The organism is Sphingomonas sp. S-NIH.Pt15_0812 (assembly GCF_003951315.1).
In the GTDB taxonomy this organism is placed as follows: domain Bacteria; phylum Pseudomonadota; class Alphaproteobacteria; order Sphingomonadales; family Sphingomonadaceae; genus Sphingomonas.
Genome location: NZ_QLJH01000007.1, coordinates 118,802 through 133,805 on the forward strand (window position 1 = coordinate 118,802; position 15,004 = coordinate 133,805).

General features: G+C 66.2%; 23 protein-coding genes. All 23 read left to right on the forward strand.

Going from position 1 to position 15,004, the window contains the following annotated elements:
* Window positions 1-6: 6 nt before the first annotated feature.
* On the forward strand, window positions 7-441 hold the full coding sequence (gene rplP / locus BRX43_RS06905; protein WP_125994118.1) for a 50S ribosomal protein L16: 435 nt from the start codon (window positions 7-9) through the stop codon (window positions 439-441).
* Entirely contained in the window at window positions 441-644 is a 204-nt protein-coding gene (gene rpmC, locus BRX43_RS06910; protein ID WP_125994119.1) for a 50S ribosomal protein L29, read from the forward strand. The genes rplP and rpmC overlap by 1 nt, the downstream gene beginning before the upstream one ends.
* A 12-nt stretch (window positions 645-656) precedes the next feature.
* Window positions 657-929, forward strand: a complete 273-nt coding sequence (gene rpsQ / locus BRX43_RS06915; protein WP_125994120.1) for a 30S ribosomal protein S17 — start codon at window positions 657-659, stop codon at window positions 927-929.
* Window positions 930-1,110: 181 nt separating this feature from the next.
* The gene (rplN, locus tag BRX43_RS06920; RefSeq protein ID WP_017979484.1) at window positions 1,111-1,479 is read left to right on the forward strand and encodes a 50S ribosomal protein L14; all 369 of its coding nucleotides are present in this window, start codon (window positions 1,111-1,113) and stop codon (window positions 1,477-1,479) included.
* A complete protein-coding gene (gene rplX, locus BRX43_RS06925) occupies window positions 1,479-1,796 on the forward strand; it encodes a 50S ribosomal protein L24 (RefSeq protein WP_125994121.1) in 318 nt (105 codons plus the stop codon). The genes rplN and rplX overlap by 1 nt, the downstream gene beginning before the upstream one ends.
* A complete protein-coding gene (rplE, locus tag BRX43_RS06930; protein WP_125994122.1) occupies window positions 1,789-2,373 on the forward strand; it encodes a 50S ribosomal protein L5 in 585 nt (194 codons plus the stop codon). The genes rplX and rplE overlap by 8 nt, the downstream gene beginning before the upstream one ends.
* A gap of 63 nt (window positions 2,374-2,436) precedes the next feature.
* A complete protein-coding gene (gene rpsN, locus BRX43_RS06935) occupies window positions 2,437-2,742 on the forward strand; it encodes a 30S ribosomal protein S14 (protein WP_125994123.1) in 306 nt (101 codons plus the stop codon).
* Between the two features lie 10 nt (window positions 2,743-2,752).
* A complete protein-coding gene (gene rpsH / locus BRX43_RS06940) occupies window positions 2,753-3,148 on the forward strand; it encodes a 30S ribosomal protein S8 (RefSeq protein ID WP_125994124.1) in 396 nt (131 codons plus the stop codon).
* Window positions 3,148-3,681 carry a 50S ribosomal protein L6 gene (rplF, locus tag BRX43_RS06945; protein WP_125994125.1) on the forward strand — a complete coding sequence of 178 codons (534 nt, stop codon included), beginning with the start codon at window positions 3,148-3,150 and terminating at the stop codon, window positions 3,679-3,681. Before rpsH ends, rplF begins: the two co-directional genes overlap by 1 nt.
* Window positions 3,681-4,031, forward strand: coding sequence for a 50S ribosomal protein L18 (gene rplR / locus BRX43_RS06950; RefSeq protein WP_125994126.1), 351 nt, complete (start codon window positions 3,681-3,683; stop codon window positions 4,029-4,031). The genes rplF and rplR overlap by 1 nt, the downstream gene beginning before the upstream one ends.
* Window positions 4,032-4,033: 2 nt before the next feature.
* Window positions 4,034-4,834: a 30S ribosomal protein S5 gene (rpsE, locus tag BRX43_RS06955; RefSeq protein WP_125994127.1), complete on the forward strand. Its 801-nt coding sequence runs from the start codon at window positions 4,034-4,036 to the stop codon at window positions 4,832-4,834.
* A 6-nt stretch (window positions 4,835-4,840) separates the two neighbouring features.
* The gene (gene rpmD, locus BRX43_RS06960) at window positions 4,841-5,017 is read left to right on the forward strand and encodes a 50S ribosomal protein L30 (protein ID WP_017979476.1); all 177 of its coding nucleotides are present in this window, start codon (window positions 4,841-4,843) and stop codon (window positions 5,015-5,017) included.
* Between the two features lie 178 nt (window positions 5,018-5,195).
* Window positions 5,196-5,738, forward strand: coding sequence for a 50S ribosomal protein L15 (gene rplO, locus BRX43_RS06965; RefSeq protein ID WP_125994128.1), 543 nt, complete (start codon window positions 5,196-5,198; stop codon window positions 5,736-5,738).
* Between the two features lie 161 nt (window positions 5,739-5,899).
* Window positions 5,900-7,246: a preprotein translocase subunit SecY gene (secY, locus tag BRX43_RS06970; protein WP_125994129.1), complete on the forward strand. Its 1,347-nt coding sequence runs from the start codon at window positions 5,900-5,902 to the stop codon at window positions 7,244-7,246.
* A 41-nt stretch (window positions 7,247-7,287) separates the two neighbouring features.
* Complete coding sequence (locus BRX43_RS06975) at window positions 7,288-7,932, forward strand: adenylate kinase (protein ID WP_125994164.1); 645 nt, start codon at window positions 7,288-7,290, stop codon at window positions 7,930-7,932.
* 251 nt (window positions 7,933-8,183) lie between these two features.
* Window positions 8,184-8,876 carry a response regulator transcription factor gene (locus tag BRX43_RS06980; RefSeq protein ID WP_125994130.1) on the forward strand — a complete coding sequence of 231 codons (693 nt, stop codon included), beginning with the start codon at window positions 8,184-8,186 and terminating at the stop codon, window positions 8,874-8,876.
* Window positions 8,876-10,216: a HAMP domain-containing sensor histidine kinase gene (locus BRX43_RS06985; RefSeq protein WP_125994131.1), complete on the forward strand. Its 1,341-nt coding sequence runs from the start codon at window positions 8,876-8,878 to the stop codon at window positions 10,214-10,216. The genes BRX43_RS06980 and BRX43_RS06985 overlap by 1 nt, the downstream gene beginning before the upstream one ends.
* 40 nt (window positions 10,217-10,256) lie before the next feature.
* Window positions 10,257-10,490: a hypothetical protein gene (locus tag BRX43_RS06990; RefSeq protein ID WP_125994132.1), complete on the forward strand. Its 234-nt coding sequence runs from the start codon at window positions 10,257-10,259 to the stop codon at window positions 10,488-10,490.
* A gap of 153 nt (window positions 10,491-10,643) precedes the next feature.
* Complete coding sequence (rpsM, locus tag BRX43_RS06995; protein ID WP_125994133.1) at window positions 10,644-11,012, forward strand: 30S ribosomal protein S13; 369 nt, start codon at window positions 10,644-10,646, stop codon at window positions 11,010-11,012.
* A 105-nt stretch (window positions 11,013-11,117) separates the two neighbouring features.
* The gene (gene rpsK / locus BRX43_RS07000) at window positions 11,118-11,507 is read left to right on the forward strand and encodes a 30S ribosomal protein S11 (protein ID WP_019516037.1); all 390 of its coding nucleotides are present in this window, start codon (window positions 11,118-11,120) and stop codon (window positions 11,505-11,507) included.
* An 85-nt stretch (window positions 11,508-11,592) separates the two neighbouring features.
* Window positions 11,593-12,657 (forward strand): DNA-directed RNA polymerase subunit alpha, encoded by a 1,065-nt coding sequence (locus BRX43_RS07005; RefSeq protein WP_125994134.1) that lies wholly within the window; start codon window positions 11,593-11,595, stop codon window positions 12,655-12,657.
* Window positions 12,658-12,879: 222 nt separating this feature from the next.
* Window positions 12,880-13,302, forward strand: coding sequence for a 50S ribosomal protein L17 (gene rplQ, locus BRX43_RS07010; RefSeq protein WP_125994135.1), 423 nt, complete (start codon window positions 12,880-12,882; stop codon window positions 13,300-13,302).
* A gap of 125 nt (window positions 13,303-13,427) precedes the next feature.
* Entirely contained in the window at window positions 13,428-14,981 is a 1,554-nt protein-coding gene (gene guaA, locus BRX43_RS07015; RefSeq protein WP_125994136.1) for a glutamine-hydrolyzing GMP synthase, read from the forward strand.
* Window positions 14,982-15,004: the final 23 nt, after the last annotated feature.

Sequence of the window (15,004 nt, forward strand, 5' to 3'; positions counted from 1 at the left end):
AGAGCAATGCTGCAACCGAAGCGCACCAAATTCCGCAAGGCGTTCAAGGGCCGCATCCACGGCGACGCGAAGGGGGGCACCGCGCTCAACTTCGGCGCCTATGGCCTGAAGGCGATGGAGCCGGATCGTCTGACCGCGCGTCAGATCGAGGCGGCCCGCCGCGCCATCACCCGCCACATCCGCCGTCAGGGCCGTTTGTGGATCCGCGTGTTCCCGGACGTGCCGGTCTCGTCCAAGCCCGCCGAAGTCCGCATGGGCTCGGGCAAGGGTTCGCCTGAGTTCTGGGCGGCCCGCGTCAAGCCCGGCCGCATCCTGTTCGAGCTCGATGGTGTCGACGGCCGCCTGGCCGCCGAGGCATTCGAGCGCGCAGCGATGAAGCTGCCGATCAAGACCAAGGTCGTTGCCCGCCTGGGCGACACCAGCCACCTCGGAGGCGAGTAATGGCCGATAACGATTTCGTCGGTCAGACCGACGACCAGCTCAACGAGAGCCTGGCGCAGCTGAAGCGCGAGCAGTTCAATCTCCGTTTCCAGGCGGCGACGAGCCAGCTCGAGAAGCCGAGCCGCGTCCGCGAGGTCCGTCGTGACATCGCCCGCATCAAGACCCTGCAGACGCAGCGCACCCGCGCCGCGGCTGCCAAGTAAGGAACCGAGCACATGCCCAAGCGCGTGCTGACCGGACTGATCGTCTCCGACAAGGGCGACAAGACGGTGGTGGTGAATGTCGAGCGCAAGGTGAAGCACCCGCTCTACGGCAAGATCATCCGCCGCTCGAAGAAGTATCACGCCCATGACGAGGCGAACGAGTATAAGGCCGGCGAGACCGTGCGCATCGAAGAGATCGCACCGCTCTCCAAGCTGAAGACCTGGAAGGTGATCGAGCGGGTGAACACTCACGCGACGCCCGACCGGGTCGACGTCGACGCCTGATCGCGCGGCCCGGCACGCGCCGGGCCCGTCATCGAAAGGCTGGATCGAAGGGCATTGCCTTTCGTATCCGGAGTGGCTAAAGGCGCCGCTCCCCCTGGCGTGGATTGTCCGCGCCGGGGGTCGTTATTTTTAGGCGGGGTTGGGTCGGTATCCACCCCAAGAAGAGAAGGAAGCAGGATCCATGATCCAGATGCAGTCCAATCTCGACGTCGCTGACAACAGCGGCGCGAAGCGGGTCCAGTGCATCAAGGTGCTTGGCGGTTCCAAGCGCCGGACGGCCAGCGTCGGCGACATCATCGTCGTGTCGATCAAGGAAGCGCAGCCCCGCGGCAAGGTGAAGAAGGGTGACGTGCATCGCGCCGTCATCGTCCGCACCGCCAAGGACATCCACCGTGCCGATGGCTCGACCATCCGCTTCGACGGCAACGCCGCGGTGCTGGTCAACAAGAACGAGGAGCCGATCGGCACCCGTATCTTCGGCCCGGTCGTGCGCGAGCTGCGCGGCAAGAAGCACATGAAGATCATCTCGCTGGCTCCGGAGGTGCTGTAATGGGCGCTGCGAAGATCAAGAAGGGCGACAAGGTCGTCGTCCTGTCCGGCAAGGACAAGGGCAAGACCGGCACCGTCACCCAGTCGATGCCCAAGGACGGCAAGGTGATCGTGGGCGGCGTCAACGTCGCGACCCGTCACCGCAAGCCGACCCAGGCGAACCCGCAGGGCGGCCTGGAGAAGGTCGAGGCTCCGCTGCACGTCTCGAAGGTCGCGCACGTGACCGCCGACGGCAAGCCCACCCGCGTCCGTTTCGAGACGCAGGACGGCAAGAAGGTCCGCGTGGCCGTGAAGACCGGGGAGAAGATCGATGGCTGATGCCTACAAGCCCCGGATGAAGGGCATCTACGAGGACCGCATCGTCAAGGCGATGCAGGAGAAGTTCGGCTACGAGAACGAGATGCAGATTCCCCGCATCGAGAAGATCGTGCTGAACATGGGCGTCGGCGAGGCCACCCAGGACAAGAAGCGCGTCGACCAGGCCGCGTCCGAAATGGAGCTGATCGCGGGTCAGAAGCCCGTCATCACCAAGGCAAAGAAGTCGATCGCGCAGTTCAAGCTGCGCGAAGGCATGCCGATCGGCGTGAAGGTCACGCTGCGTCGCGAGCGCATGTACGAGTTCCTCGACCGCTTCATCACGATCGCGCTGCCCCGCGTGCGCGACTTCCGTGGCCTGAACCCGAAGAGCTTTGACGGTCGCGGCAACTATGCCTGCGGCATCAAGGAACAGATCATCTTCCCCGAGATCAACTATGACCGCATCGACAAGGTGCGCGGCATGGATGTGATCGTGACCACCACGGCGAAGACCGACGAAGAGGCGCGCGAGCTGCTCCGTCTGTTCGGCTTCCCGTTCCCGCAGGAAGAGACCGCCGAAGAGAAGAAGGCGGCCTGACATTCTACCCCCTTCCCCGTCTGATCGGCGGGGGAGGGGCTTTTCAAGGAAGAGCTTAAGTCCATGGCGAAACTGAGTTCGATCAACAAGAATGAGCGTCGCAAGAAGATGGTCGCGCAATATGCGCCCAAGCTGGCGAAGCTGAAGGCGCAGGCCAATGACGAGTCGCTGAGCGAGACCGACCGTCTCATTGCGCGCCTCAAGATGGCCGAGCTGCCGCGCAACGCGAACCCGACCCGGATCCGCAATCGCTGCGCGACCACCGGCCGTCCGCGTGCGTACTACCGCAAGTTCCGTCTCTGCCGCGTGCAGCTTCGCGATCTGGCCAACAAGGGCCTGATCCCCGGCGTCACCAAGTCGAGCTGGTAAGGATAGTCCAATGGCAGTGACCGATCCCCTGGGTGATTTGCTCACCCGCATCCGCAACGGCCAGCGCGCGCGCAAGGACTCCGTCCTGAGCCCCGCGTCGAAGCTGCGCGTGCGCGTCCTCGACGTGCTGCAGCGCGAAGGCTATATCCGCGGCTATTCCGAAGAGCAGATGGGCCCCGCCGCCGGCGTGCGCATCGAGCTGAAGTATTTCGAGGGCCAGCCCGCGATCAAGCATGTCGCGCGCGTCTCGAAGCCCGGCCGTCGCGTCTACAGCGGCTCGCAGGAGCTGCCCCGCGTCATGAACGGCCTGGGCATCACCATCGTCTCGACGCCGAACGGCGTTCTGTCCGACGCGGAAGCGCGTGAGCAGAATGTCGGCGGCGAAGTGCTCGCGGAGGTCTTCTGATGAGCCGTATTGGTAAGAAGGCTGTTCCGGTTCCGGCCGGCGTGACCGCCAACATCGCCGATCGCATGCTGAGCGTGAAGGGCCCCAAGGGCACCCTGACGCTCCCGCTGGCCGACGACATCACCTATGACGTCCAGTCGGACGGCATCTCGGTGCAGCCGGCCAACGACACCAAGCGCGCGCGCGCGTTTTGGGGCATGCAGCGCACGCTGGTGCAGAACCTGGTCACCGGCGTGACCACGGGCTTCACCAAGAAGCTGGTCATCACCGGCGTCGGCTATCGCGCCGCGGCCCAGGGCAAGACCTTGAAGCTGCAGCTCGGCTACAGCCATGACGTCAACATCGATGTGCCGGAAGGCCTCGAGGTGAAGACGCCGGACGCCACGACCGTCGAAATCAGCGGCGCGGACAAGCAGAAGGTCGGCCAGCTGGCCGCCGAGATCCGTCGCTGGCGCAAGCCGGAGCCCTATAAGGGCAAGGGCATCAAGTACGACGGCGAGTTCATCTTCCGCAAGGAAGGGAAGAAGAAGTAATGACCAAGGGTCTCTCTCTTTTCGAGAAGCGCCGTCGGCGCAATCGTACCGCGCTGCGTGCACGTGCCGGTACGCGTCCGCGCCTGTCCGTGCATCGCTCGGGCAAGCACATCTATGCGCAGGTGATCGACGACACGGCGGGCCGCACGGTCGCCTCGGCGTCGACGCTGGCGAGCCACGAGGGCGCGACGTCGAATTGCGACGCCGCCTCCGCCGTGGGTCGGCGCGTGGCCGAAGCGGCGAAGGCCGCCGGCGTCACCCAGGTCGTGTTCGACCGTGGTGGCTTCCTGTTCCACGGCCGCGTCAAGGCGCTCGCCGAGGCCGCGCGTGAAGCCGGATTGGAGTTCTAAGAATGGCTGATACCAACGATATCCAGTCGCAGCCCGGCGCTCCCGCCGCGGTTGAGGCTTCCGCCGGCGATGCCGGCGCTAACACCGGCAACACCGGTGGCGGCTATCAGGGTCAGGGCGGCGGTCGTGGTCGCGGTGGCCAGGGCGGACGTGGCGGCCAGGGCGGCGGTCGCGGTGGCCCGGGCGGCAACCGTGGCGGTCGCGACGGCGGTCGTGGTGGTCGTGACAACCGTGGTCGCGGTGGTCCCGGTCAGGACGATGGCGGCGAAGAGCTGATCGAGAAGCTGGTCCACATCAACCGCGTCTCGAAGACGGTGAAGGGCGGCAAGCGCTTCGGCTTCGCGGCGCTGGTCGTCGTGGGCGACGGCAAGGGCCGGGTCGGCTTCGGTCATGGCAAGGCGCGCGAAGTGCCGGAAGCCATCTCCAAGGCGACCGCTGCGGCGAAGAAGAAGATGGTCCGCGTGCCGCTGAAGGACGGCCGTACGCTGCACCATGACGCGAACGGTCACTTCGGTGCCGGCCGCGTGACGCTTCGCTCGGCGCCGCAGGGCACCGGCATCATCGCCGGCGGTCCGATGCGCGCCATCTTCGAATCGCTCGGCGTCGCCGACGTGGTGACGAAGTCGGTGGGCACGTCGAACCCCTATAACATGATCCGCGCCACCTTCGGCGCCCTGACCGATCAGACCAGCCCCAAGGCGGTCGCGCAGCGTCGTGGCAAGAAGATCGCGGACCTGCTGGGTCGCGGCCAGGGCGCCACGGCGCAGGTGGCCGAGGCGGAAGCCGCGGCGATCACGGAGTAAGCTGACATGGCGACGATCAAGATCAAGCAGACCGGTTCGCCGATCCGCCGTACCAAGGATCAGCGCGCGACGCTGATCGGCCTTGGCCTCAACAAGATGCACAAGGTCAGCGAGCTCGAGGACAGCCCCGAGGTTCGCGGCATGATCCGCAAGGTCCAGCACATGGTCGAAGTGCAGGGCTGAGCCCCGTATCTTCCATGCGCCTGAAGGGGCGGCGTCGGTTTCGACCGACGCCGCCCTTTTGCTTTGGGGCAAGGCGGGAGGAGGTTGCCTGACATCTTTGCTCGACAAGCGGGCGACTCCCCGTTAAGGCCCGCCGCTTCCATCCAACAGCGCGTCAAAAGCGAAAGCGAGTGCAATCATGAAGCTCAACGAACTCCGCGACAACGAAGGTGCCCGCAAGTCCAAGATTCGCGTCGGTCGCGGCATCGGCTCGGGCAAGGGCAAGACCGGCGGTCGTGGCCAGAAGGGCCAGAAGAGCCGCGAGGGCGTGTCCATCGCCGGCTTCGAGGGCGGCCAGATGCCGCTCCACATGCGTCTGCCGAAGCGCGGCTTCAACAACATCTTCGCCAAGGATTACGCCGAGGTGAACCTGGGCGCGATCCAGAAGGCGGTGGATGCGGGCAAGCTGTCGGCCGACGGCACGATCGACCATGCGGCGCTGAAGGCCGCCGGCCTGGCCCGCGGCGGCAAGGACGGCGTCCGCCTCCTCGCCAAGGGCGAATTCTCGGCCAAGCTGAGCTTCCTGGTCGCCGGTGTCTCGGCCGGTGCGCGCAGCGCGGTCGAGGCGGCGGGCGGTTCGGTCGAAGTGCCGACCGTCGTGCCGGCCGCCGAGAAGGCCGCCGCCAAGAAGGGCGTGAAGTATCGCGAGCGCCAGGCGCACAAGGCGTCGTTCAAGGCCTGATCCGGTAACGACCGTCCCGGTGTGACGGCGCGGCCACGGTCGCGCCCGGCTCGGGACGGATCGACCGTGTAGGCATTAGACAAGCCCGCACGGGTGCCTATATGAACGGCGGGAGCGGGCAAACGCATCCCGCCGTTTTTGTTTCCAGGACGAATCATCGCATGGCAACCGCAGCCGACCGAATGGCGCAAAGCATCAGCCTGGGGAAATTCGCCCAGGCCACCGACCTCAAGAAGCGGCTGTGGTTCACCATCGGCGCGCTGATCGTGTTCCGCCTGCTCAGCTACGTGCCGCTGCCGGGCATCGATCCCGTCGGTCTCGCCGGGCTGGCCAGCCGCACGCAGGGCGGCGTGCTGGACTTCTTCAACACCTTCTCGGGCGGTGCGCTGTCGCGCGCCTCGCTGATCGCGCTGGGCGTGATGCCGTACATCACGGCGTCGATCGTCGTGCAGCTCGCCACCTCGCTCGCGCCGCAGCTCGCCGCGATCAAGAAGGAAGGCGAGAGCGGCCGCAAGAAGCTGAACCAATATACCCGCTACGGCACGGTCGCGCTGACCGCGATCCAGGGCTTCTTCATCGCGCGCGGCATGGAAGCGGGCGGTGCGGTGGTGCAGCCGGGGACGATCTTCATCGTCTCGGCGATCATCAGCCTGATCGGGGGCACCATGTTCCTGATGTGGCTGGGCGAGCAGATCACCAGCCGCGGCATCGGCAACGGCGTGTCGCTGATCATCATGGCGGGCATCGTCGCGCATCTGCCGACGACCTTGTTCAACCTGCTGGAGGGCGGCCGCACCGGCAGCCTCGATCCGCTGCGCCTGATCGGCATCATCGTCGCGGTGATCGGCCTGGTCCTGTTCATCTGCTTCATGGAGCGCGCGCAGCGCCGCATCCTGATCCAGTACCCCAAGCGCCAGACGCAGCGCGGGATGCAGGCGGATCGCAGCCATCTGCCGCTGAAGATCAACACGGCCGGCGTGATCCCGCCGATCTTCGCCTCATCGCTGCTGCTGATGCCGCTGACGATCAGCCAGTTCGCCGGCCAGCACACGGCCGGTGAGAGCCGCTGGGGCGACTTCATCATCTCGCTCAACCAGTATCTGCAGCATGGCAGTCCGGTCTACATGGCGCTCTATGCTGCCGGCATCATCTTCTTCTCCTTCTTCTACACGGCGGTGGTGTTCAACCCCGAGGAGACGGCGGACAATCTGAAGCGCTATGGCGGCTTCGTGCCGGGCATCCGGCCGGGCAAGAACACCGAGAATTATTTCGATTATGTGCTGACGCGCATCACGGTGATCGGTGCGGCCTATCTGACCATCATCTGCCTGTTGCCGGAATATCTGGTCACGGCGCTGTCCATCCCCTTCTACCTCGGCGGCACCAGCCTGCTGATCGTGGTGAACGTGACGATGGACACGGTGACGCAGATCCAGTCGCATCTGCTGGCGCATCAATATGGCGACCTCATCAAGAAGTCGAAGCTGAAGGGCGGCCGCGCTCGCTGAGGCGGGCGCGCATCACGGGCGTGAACAAGGGGAATGCGACGGTGAACATCATCCTGCTGGGGCCGCCGGGTGCGGGCAAGGGCACGCAGGCGGCGCGTCTGGTCTCGGACCGGGGCATGGTCCAGTTGTCGACCGGCGACATGCTGCGGGCGGCGGTCAAGGCCGGCACCCCGGTGGGCCAGCAGGCCAAGGCGGTCATGGACGCCGGCGAGCTGGTGTCGGACGCGATCGTGTCGGCCCTGATCGGCGAGCGGCTGGACCAGGGCGTCGCGTCGGGCGCGATCTTCGACGGCTATCCGCGGACCACCGCGCAAGCCGAGGCGCTCGACCTGCTGCTTAGCGAGCGGGGCCAGCAGCTCGATCACGTCATCGAGCTGGAGGTGGACGAGGCGGCGCTGATCGAGCGGATCGTCGGCCGCTTCACCTGTGCCGCCTGCGGCACGGGCTATCACGACCGGTTCAAGGTGCCGGCCGTCGAGGGTGTCTGCGACGTGTGCGGCGCGACCGAGTTCAAGCGCAGGCCGGACGACAATGCCGAGACCGTGTCGACCCGCATGGCGGAGTACCGCGCCAAGACCGCGCCCATCCTGCCCTTCTACGAGGCACGCGGACTGGTGAGCCGGGTCGACGGCATGGCGGACATGACGGTCGTATCGGAACAGATCGCAGCGATCCTAGACCGCTGAGCCGAGGGACGGAGCGCGGGCAAGACGGTCATGAACATATTGTCATGTAATCGTCACCGCGGTGACCGATCGTTAAGTCTATCTCTTTTTCATCGCCGGTGAACGCCGGTTGACAGGATCGCCCCGGCCGGCGCGGTCCGATCGAGATAGACAGATCGGTGCCCGACACTCCCGGGGGTACCGTAGGGCCGGCGAGGACTTGGTTCTCGCCGGCCTTTCCCGTTAACGGGAGCCCCCTTACGGAGTCTATCGTGAACCGGAAGATCCTGATCGTCGAGGATGATGCCTCCACCTCCGCCTATCTGGCCAAAGGGCTGGGTGAGGCGGGCTATGCGGTGGAAACCGCGAGCGACGGCCGCGATGGCCTGTTCCTGGCCAGCGAAGGCATATTCGACCTCATCATCGTCGACCGCATGTTGCCGGGCCTGGACGGGCTGGCGATGACGGGCGCGTTGCGGGCGGCGAACATCGCCACGCCGGTCCTGGTGCTCTCGGCGCTGGCGGCGGTCGATGACCGGGTCGACGGGCTGAAGGCGGGCGCGGACGATTATCTCTGCAAGCCCTTTTCCTTCGCCGAACTGTCGGCGCGGATCGAGGCGTTGGTCCGCCGGTCGGATCGCGCCGCTTCCGAGCCGCAGAAGACGCGGCTGTCGGTCGGCGACCTGGAGATCGATCTGCTGGCGCGCCACGTCACCCGCGCCGGGCGCACGATCGCCCTGGGCGCGCGTGAATTCAACCTGCTCGAGTTCCTGGCCCGCCATGCCGGACAGGTCGTCACCCGCACGATGATGCTGGAGAAGATCTGGAACTATCATTTCGACCCAGGCTCGAACGTCGTCGACGTGCATATCGGCCGGCTGCGCCGCAAGCTGGAGGAAGGGTTCGGCTCGCCCATTCTCCATACGGTCCGGGGCGCCGGATATCGGCTGGCGCCCGAGGGCTGATGCGGCTGTCGGTCACCGCACGGATCGCGCTGCTCTCGATCGCGCTGGCGCTCGCCTCCAATCTCGCGCTGGTCAGCTTCCTGTGGCGGCAGACGCAGGATGTCGCGCTGGCGGCGACCAAACGCGAGATGATCGAACAGTCCGACGCGCTGCTGATGATCTGGCGGCAGGGTGGCCTCAAGGCGCTGATCCCCGCCGTGAAGGGCGCGCGGCCGCCGGGTGACAATTCACTGCTGGTGGCGATCGTCGATGACGAGGGCCGGCGGCTGGTCGGCGACGCGCCAGCGCAGTTGAGCGTCGCGCTCGGCCGGGCCGGGTTTCGGGTCGCGCCGCTGTCGACCGACGCCGATTGGGCGGACCGCGACATCGGTTTCCTGATCCATCCCATCGGCCGCTACTGGCTGCTGACCGGCAGCAAGCTCGACGTGATCGAGGCGGAGCAGACCGCGATCGAGCGGGCGCTGGCGCTGGCCATCACCCTGTCCCTGGCGCTGGGCGTCGGGGCGGGGCTGGTGTTGGCGCGCTATGTCGCGTCCCGACTCGATCGGATCGCCGGGGTGATCGAGGCGGCGGGAGACGGCGACCTGTCGCAGCGGGTGCCGACGCTGGCGGGGGGGGATGCCTTCGACCGGCTGGCGAGCGAACTCAACGCCATGCTCGACAAGATCGCGCGATTGATGACCGAGTTGCGCGTGGTCACCGACAGCCTGGCGCACGACCTGCGCTCGCCGCTCGCGCGCCTGCGGACCAAGACCGAACAGGCCCTGCTGGTCGCCGATCCGGACCAGCGCGATGCAGCCTTGAGCGGGTTGCTGGTCGAAACCGACCTGGTCATGCGGATGCTGACCACGGTGATCGAAATCAGCCGCTCCGAATCGGTGTCGCGTGATCGCTTCACTTCGCTGGCGCTCGCCGAACTGGTCGAGGAGATCGGCGAACTCTACGAACCGGTCGCTGACGAGGCGGGGATGACGCTGACGGTCGCGATCGACGACCGGCCGCATCCGCGCCCGATCCACCGCGAGTTGATGACCCAGGCGATCACCAACCTGGTCGACAATGCGCTGAAACATGCCGCCGGCACCGGTTCGTTGGTGCTGAGGCTGTCCGAGAATGTCCACGGCATCGCGATCCAGGTCGAGGATCGCGGATCGGGCATCCCGGCGGACCAGCGCGAACAGGCGATCAAGCGGTTCGGCCGACTCGACCGCGCGCGATCGACGCCGGGGGCGGGGCTCGGCCTGTCGCTGATCGAGGCGGTGGCGCGGTTGCACGAGGGACGGTTCGAGCTGGCCGACAATGCACCCGGCCTGATCGCGCGGATCGTGCTGCCTGCCTGACCGGCTTGCGGGACGGGAAGCGACGCGCCACATGGGGCGGATGGATGCGCTCACCGCCTTCGGCCTGTTCGCGGTGGCCTTCACCCTGGTCTGTTATACGCTGGAGGACCGGGCGCCGTTCTGGACATTGCTATTCGCTTTCGGTTGCCTGCTGGGCTCGGCCTATGGTTTCCTGCAAGGCGCATGGCCGTTCGGGGTGGTCGAGCTGATCTGGTTCGTCGTGGCGCTGCGCCGATGGGCGCGTTTGCGGCGGCTGGTGGAACCGATCGCTTGACAGGGTGTTGCCGCGCGCTTAACTGATCCGCTCCATTACACCGGCTTCCGGCGGCGCTCTGTTGCGTTCGCCGTTTTCCTGTATGGAGCTAACGCGCTGAGATAGCGGTCGTGCTGCCATGCCGGCCGCTGTGGAGCTAGGAGAAATTATACCATGGCACGTATCGCGGGTGTTAACATCCCGACCAACAAGCGCGTGGTCATCGCGCTGACCTACATCCACGGCATCGGCCCCGCCCATGCCAAGGCCATCACCGAGAAGCTGAACATCGCCGCCGAGCGCCGCGTGCAGGACCTGTCCGACCAGGAAGTCCTGCAGATCCGCGAAGCGATCGACGCCGATTACACCGTGGAAGGCGATCTGCGTCGCCAGACCGCGATGAACATCAAGCGCCTGATGGACCTGGCCTGCTATCGCGGCCTGCGTCACCGCAAGGGCCTGCCGGTCCGCGGCCAGCGCACGCACACCAACGCGCGCACCCGCAAGGGCAAGGCGAAGCCGATCGCGGGCAAGAAGAAGTAAGAAGATCGTCCCCGGGACGATTTTCACTTCTTCTCCGCCGGAGGCGGGCTTGTGGCGCATCGCCCGCCGGCCTCCGTACCACGAGATTAAGGTCAGGATTTTAGAATGGCACAAGCACCGCAGCGCATTCGCCGTCGCGAGCGCAAGAACATCACGGCTGGCGTCGCGCACGTCAACGCGAGCTTCAACAACACCATGATCACCATCACCGATGCGCAGGGCAATGCGATCTCCTGGTCGTCGGCCGGGATGATGGGCTTCAAGGGCAGCCGCAAGTCGACCCCGTACGCGGCGCAGGTCGCGGCCGAGGATGCCGGCAAGAAGGCCGCCGAGCATGGCGTCCGCACCCTCGAGGTCGAAGTCAAGGGCCCCGGTTCGGGCCGTGAGTCGGCACTCCGCGCGCTTCAGGCGGTCGGTTTCCAGATCACGTCGATCCGTGACGTCACGTCGATCCCGCACAATGGCGTGCGGCCGTCCAAGCGTCGCCGCGTCTGACCTCAGGCTCGCCGGCTGACGAGCCGGCGTCCTTTTCTACCTTCGAGGCGGTTCTCCCCATCCGCCTCCAACCCAGGGGAACCTCGTGGCTGTCAACGCAAAGAACTGGCAGGAACTGAAAAAGCCGAACGGCCTGGAGAAGAAGGGCGGAGACGGCAAGCGCAAGGCGACGTTCGTCGCAGAGCCGCTGGAGCGTGGTTTCGGCCTGACGCTCGGCAACGCGCTGCGCCGGGTGCTCCTGTCCTCGCTGCAGGGCGCGGCGGTGACGTCGATCAAGATCGAGAACGTGCTGCACGAATTCTCGAGCCTGGCCGGCGTGCGCGAGGACGTGACCGACATCGTCCTCAACGTGAAGCAGATCGCGCTGAAGATGCAGGGCGAGGGGCCGAAGCGGCTCCAGCTGTCGGCCACCGGTCCCACGACCGTCAAGGCCGGCGACATCGCCGTGTCGGGCGACATCGAGGTCATGAACAAGGACCTGGTGATCTGCCATCTCGACGAAGGCGCTACGTTCAACATGGAACTGACCGCCGACGTGGGCAAGGGCTATGTCCCCGCCACCGCCAATCGTCCGGCCGATGCGCCGATCGGCCTGATCCCGGTCGACGCGCTCTATTCGCCGGTGCGCCAGGTGTCGTACAAGGTCGACCCGACCCGCGTCGGTCAGGACCTGGACTATGACAAGCTGACGCTGACGATCGAGACCGACGGCACCGTCACCCCGGAAGACGCGGTGGGCTATGCCGGCCGCATCCTCCAGGACCAGCTGGCGCTGTTCGTGCATTTCGACGACTCGTCCGTCACCCGCGCGGCCCCGGTGGGCCAGGCGGCGGTGCCGGCCGCTGGCGCTGAGCCGGCGGGCGACACCCAGCAGATCAACCGCTACCTCCTCAAGAAGGTGGACGAGTTGGAGCTGTCGGTGCGTTCGGCGAACTGCCTGAAGAACGACAACATCATCTATATCGGCGATCTCGTCGGCAAGACCGAGGCGGAAATGCTCCGCACGCCCAATTTCGGCCGCAAGTCCTTGAACGAAATCAAGGAAGTGCTGTCGTCCATGGGTCTGCGTCTGGGCATGGAAATCCCCGGCTGGCCGCCCGAGAACATCGAGGAGATGGCCAAGAAGCTCGAGCAGGAGATCATGGGCTAAGCCGCACGCGGATAGCCAAGCTATCCGCGAGACGGCGCAAGCCCGACCGGCGGGTCGGCCAACAGCCGACCCGTCCGACGTCTCGACCACGGCTTCGCCGTGGTCTGGCTTCAAGAACGATTTTCGATCCTCAAGGTCGAACGGCGATGGTGACGGCCGCCCGAACGGTCACCTGCTCTGGGGTTCCGTGACACGGCCCCTTAACGAACGAAGGACTATCCCATGCGTCATCGCGTTGGCGGCCGTAAGCTGCAGCGGACCTCGGCTCATCGTATTGCGCTGTTCCGCAACATGTCGGCCGCGCTCATCAAGCATGAGCAGATCACCACCACCGTCGCCAAGGCGAAGGAACTGCGCCCCTATATCGAGAAGCTGGTGACGCTGGCGAAGAAGGGTGGCCTGTCCAACCGTCGTCTGGCCCATGCCCGTCTGCTCGACGACGCGCAGCTCGTGAAGCTGTTCGACGTGCTGGCGTCGCGCTATGCCGATCGCAACGGCGGCTATACCCGCATCATCAAGACCGGCCCGCGCGCCTCGGATGCGTCGCCGATGGCGATCATCGAGTTCGTCGATCGCGACGTGTCGGCCAAGGGCCAGGATTCGGGCCCGGTGCTGAACGACGAGGATTTCGACGACGCGGCCTGATCGCCGCTCGACGATTACCGATCGGGAAAGGGGCCGTGCTGGCGACAGCGCGGCCCTTTTTTCATGGGCGGCCGGATCGGTGCCGGCCCGGTAGCATCTCGTGGCGTTTCTGCTATGGGGCCGCCATGGAGCATCCCGACACCATCCTCATCGTCGATTTCGGTAGCCAGGTCACCCAGCTCATCGCCCGCCGCGTGCGCGAGGCCGGGGTGTATAGCGAGATCGCGCCCTTCCAGTCCGCCCAGGCCGCGTTCGAGCGGTTGCGTCCCAAGGGCATCATCCTGTCCGGCGGTCCAGCCTCCGTGGTGGACGAGGGCAGCCCGCGTTGTCCGGCCGCGATCCTGGAGTCGGGCCTGCCGATCTTCGGCATCTGCTATGGTCAGCAACTGCTCAACGCGCAGCTCGGCGGCCGGGTCGAGAAGGGCAATAGCGGCGAGTTCGGCGAGGCGTTCCTGGAGGTCGACGACGCCTGTACGTTGTTCGATGGCCTGTGGCAGGTCGGCGAGCGGCACCAGGTCTGGATGAGCCATGGCGACCATGTCGCGCAGCTCGCCCCCGGCTTCCGCCCGGTCGCTTCGTCCAAGGGCGCGCCCTTCGCGATGATGGCGGACGATGCGCGCCGCATCTATGGCATGCAGTTTCACCCCGAGGTCGTGCACACGCCGGACGGCGCGAAGCTGATCGCCAATTTCGTCCGCCATGTCTGCGGTCTCGCCGGCGACTGGACGATGGCCGAATTCCGCGCCGCCAAGATTGATGAGATCCGCGCGCAGGTCGGCGCCGAGAAGGTGATTTGCGGCCTGTCGGGCGGGGTCGACTCTTCGGTCGCGGCGCTGCTGATCCACGAGGCGATCGGCGACCAGCTGACCTGCGTGTTCGTCGATGGCGGCATCCTGCGCGCCGGCGAGGCCGAGCAGGTCGTCAGCCTGTTCCGCGAACATTACCATATCCCGCTGGTCCATGTCGAAGCGCAGGACCTGTTCATGGACGGGCTGAAGGGCGTCACCGACCCGGAGGCGAAGCGCAAGTTCATCGGCAAGACCTTCATCGACGTGTTCGAGGCGGAGGCCAGGGCGATCGGTGGGGCCAAGTTCCTGGCGCAGGGCACGCTCTATCCCGACGTGATCGAGAGCGTCAGCTTCACCGGCGGGCCGTCGGTGACGATCAAGAGCCACCATAATGTCGGCGGCCTGCCCGAGCGCATGAACATGGCGCTGGTCGAGCCGCTGCGCGAGCTGTTCAAGGACGAGGTCCGGGCGCTCGGTCGGGAACTCGGCCTGCCGGACGTGTTCGTGGGTCGTCATCCCTTCCCGGGGCCGGGTCTCGCCATCCGCATCCCCGGCGAGGTGACGCGCGAGCGCTGCGATATCCTGCGCAAGGCGGACGCCATCTATCTGGAGGAAATCCGCGCGGCCGGGCTGTACGACGCGATCTGGCAGGCCTTCGCGGTGTTGCTGCCGGTGCGGACGGTCGGCGTGATGGGCGATGCGCGCACCTATGACCATGTGCTGGCGCTGCGCGCGGTGACCTCGACGGACGGGATGACGGCGCAGGCCTTCCAGTTCCCCGGCGACTTCCTGCCGCGCGTGTCGACGCGGATCATCAACGAGGTGAAGGGCGTCAACCGCGTCGTCTACGACTACACCTCCAAGCCGCCCGGCACGATCGAGTGGGAATGATCCGGAAGTAGCGAACGGCCGGG

Bases quoted from the DNA above. Each gene is read 5' to 3' on its own strand.
- rplP (WP_125994118.1), top strand. From the start codon at position 7: ATGCTGCAACCGAAGCGCACCAAATTCCGCAAGGCGTTCAAGGGCCGC.
- rpmC (WP_125994119.1), top strand. From the start codon at position 441: ATGGCCGATAACGATTTCGTCGGTCAGACCGACGACCAGCTCAACGAG.
- rpsQ (WP_125994120.1), top strand. From the start codon at position 657: ATGCCCAAGCGCGTGCTGACCGGACTGATCGTCTCCGACAAGGGCGAC.
- rplN (WP_017979484.1), top strand. From the start codon at position 1,111: ATGATCCAGATGCAGTCCAATCTCGACGTCGCTGACAACAGCGGCGCG.
- rplX (WP_125994121.1), top strand. From the start codon at position 1,479: ATGGGCGCTGCGAAGATCAAGAAGGGCGACAAGGTCGTCGTCCTGTCC.
- rplE (WP_125994122.1), top strand. From the start codon at position 1,789: ATGGCTGATGCCTACAAGCCCCGGATGAAGGGCATCTACGAGGACCGC.
- rpsN (WP_125994123.1), top strand. From the start codon at position 2,437: ATGGCGAAACTGAGTTCGATCAACAAGAATGAGCGTCGCAAGAAGATG.
- rpsH (WP_125994124.1), top strand. From the start codon at position 2,753: ATGGCAGTGACCGATCCCCTGGGTGATTTGCTCACCCGCATCCGCAAC.
- rplF (WP_125994125.1), top strand. From the start codon at position 3,148: ATGAGCCGTATTGGTAAGAAGGCTGTTCCGGTTCCGGCCGGCGTGACC.
- rplR (WP_125994126.1), top strand. From the start codon at position 3,681: ATGACCAAGGGTCTCTCTCTTTTCGAGAAGCGCCGTCGGCGCAATCGT.
- rpsE (WP_125994127.1), top strand. From the start codon at position 4,034: ATGGCTGATACCAACGATATCCAGTCGCAGCCCGGCGCTCCCGCCGCG.
- rpmD (WP_017979476.1), top strand. From the start codon at position 4,841: ATGGCGACGATCAAGATCAAGCAGACCGGTTCGCCGATCCGCCGTACC.
- rplO (WP_125994128.1), top strand. From the start codon at position 5,196: ATGAAGCTCAACGAACTCCGCGACAACGAAGGTGCCCGCAAGTCCAAG.
- secY (WP_125994129.1), top strand. From the start codon at position 5,900: ATGGCAACCGCAGCCGACCGAATGGCGCAAAGCATCAGCCTGGGGAAA.
- BRX43_RS06985 (WP_125994131.1), top strand. From the start codon at position 8,876: ATGCGGCTGTCGGTCACCGCACGGATCGCGCTGCTCTCGATCGCGCTG.
- BRX43_RS06990 (WP_125994132.1), top strand. From the start codon at position 10,257: ATGGATGCGCTCACCGCCTTCGGCCTGTTCGCGGTGGCCTTCACCCTG.
- rpsM (WP_125994133.1), top strand. From the start codon at position 10,644: ATGGCACGTATCGCGGGTGTTAACATCCCGACCAACAAGCGCGTGGTC.
- rpsK (WP_019516037.1), top strand. From the start codon at position 11,118: ATGGCACAAGCACCGCAGCGCATTCGCCGTCGCGAGCGCAAGAACATC.
- rplQ (WP_125994135.1), top strand. From the start codon at position 12,880: ATGCGTCATCGCGTTGGCGGCCGTAAGCTGCAGCGGACCTCGGCTCAT.
- guaA (WP_125994136.1), top strand. From the start codon at position 13,428: ATGGAGCATCCCGACACCATCCTCATCGTCGATTTCGGTAGCCAGGTC.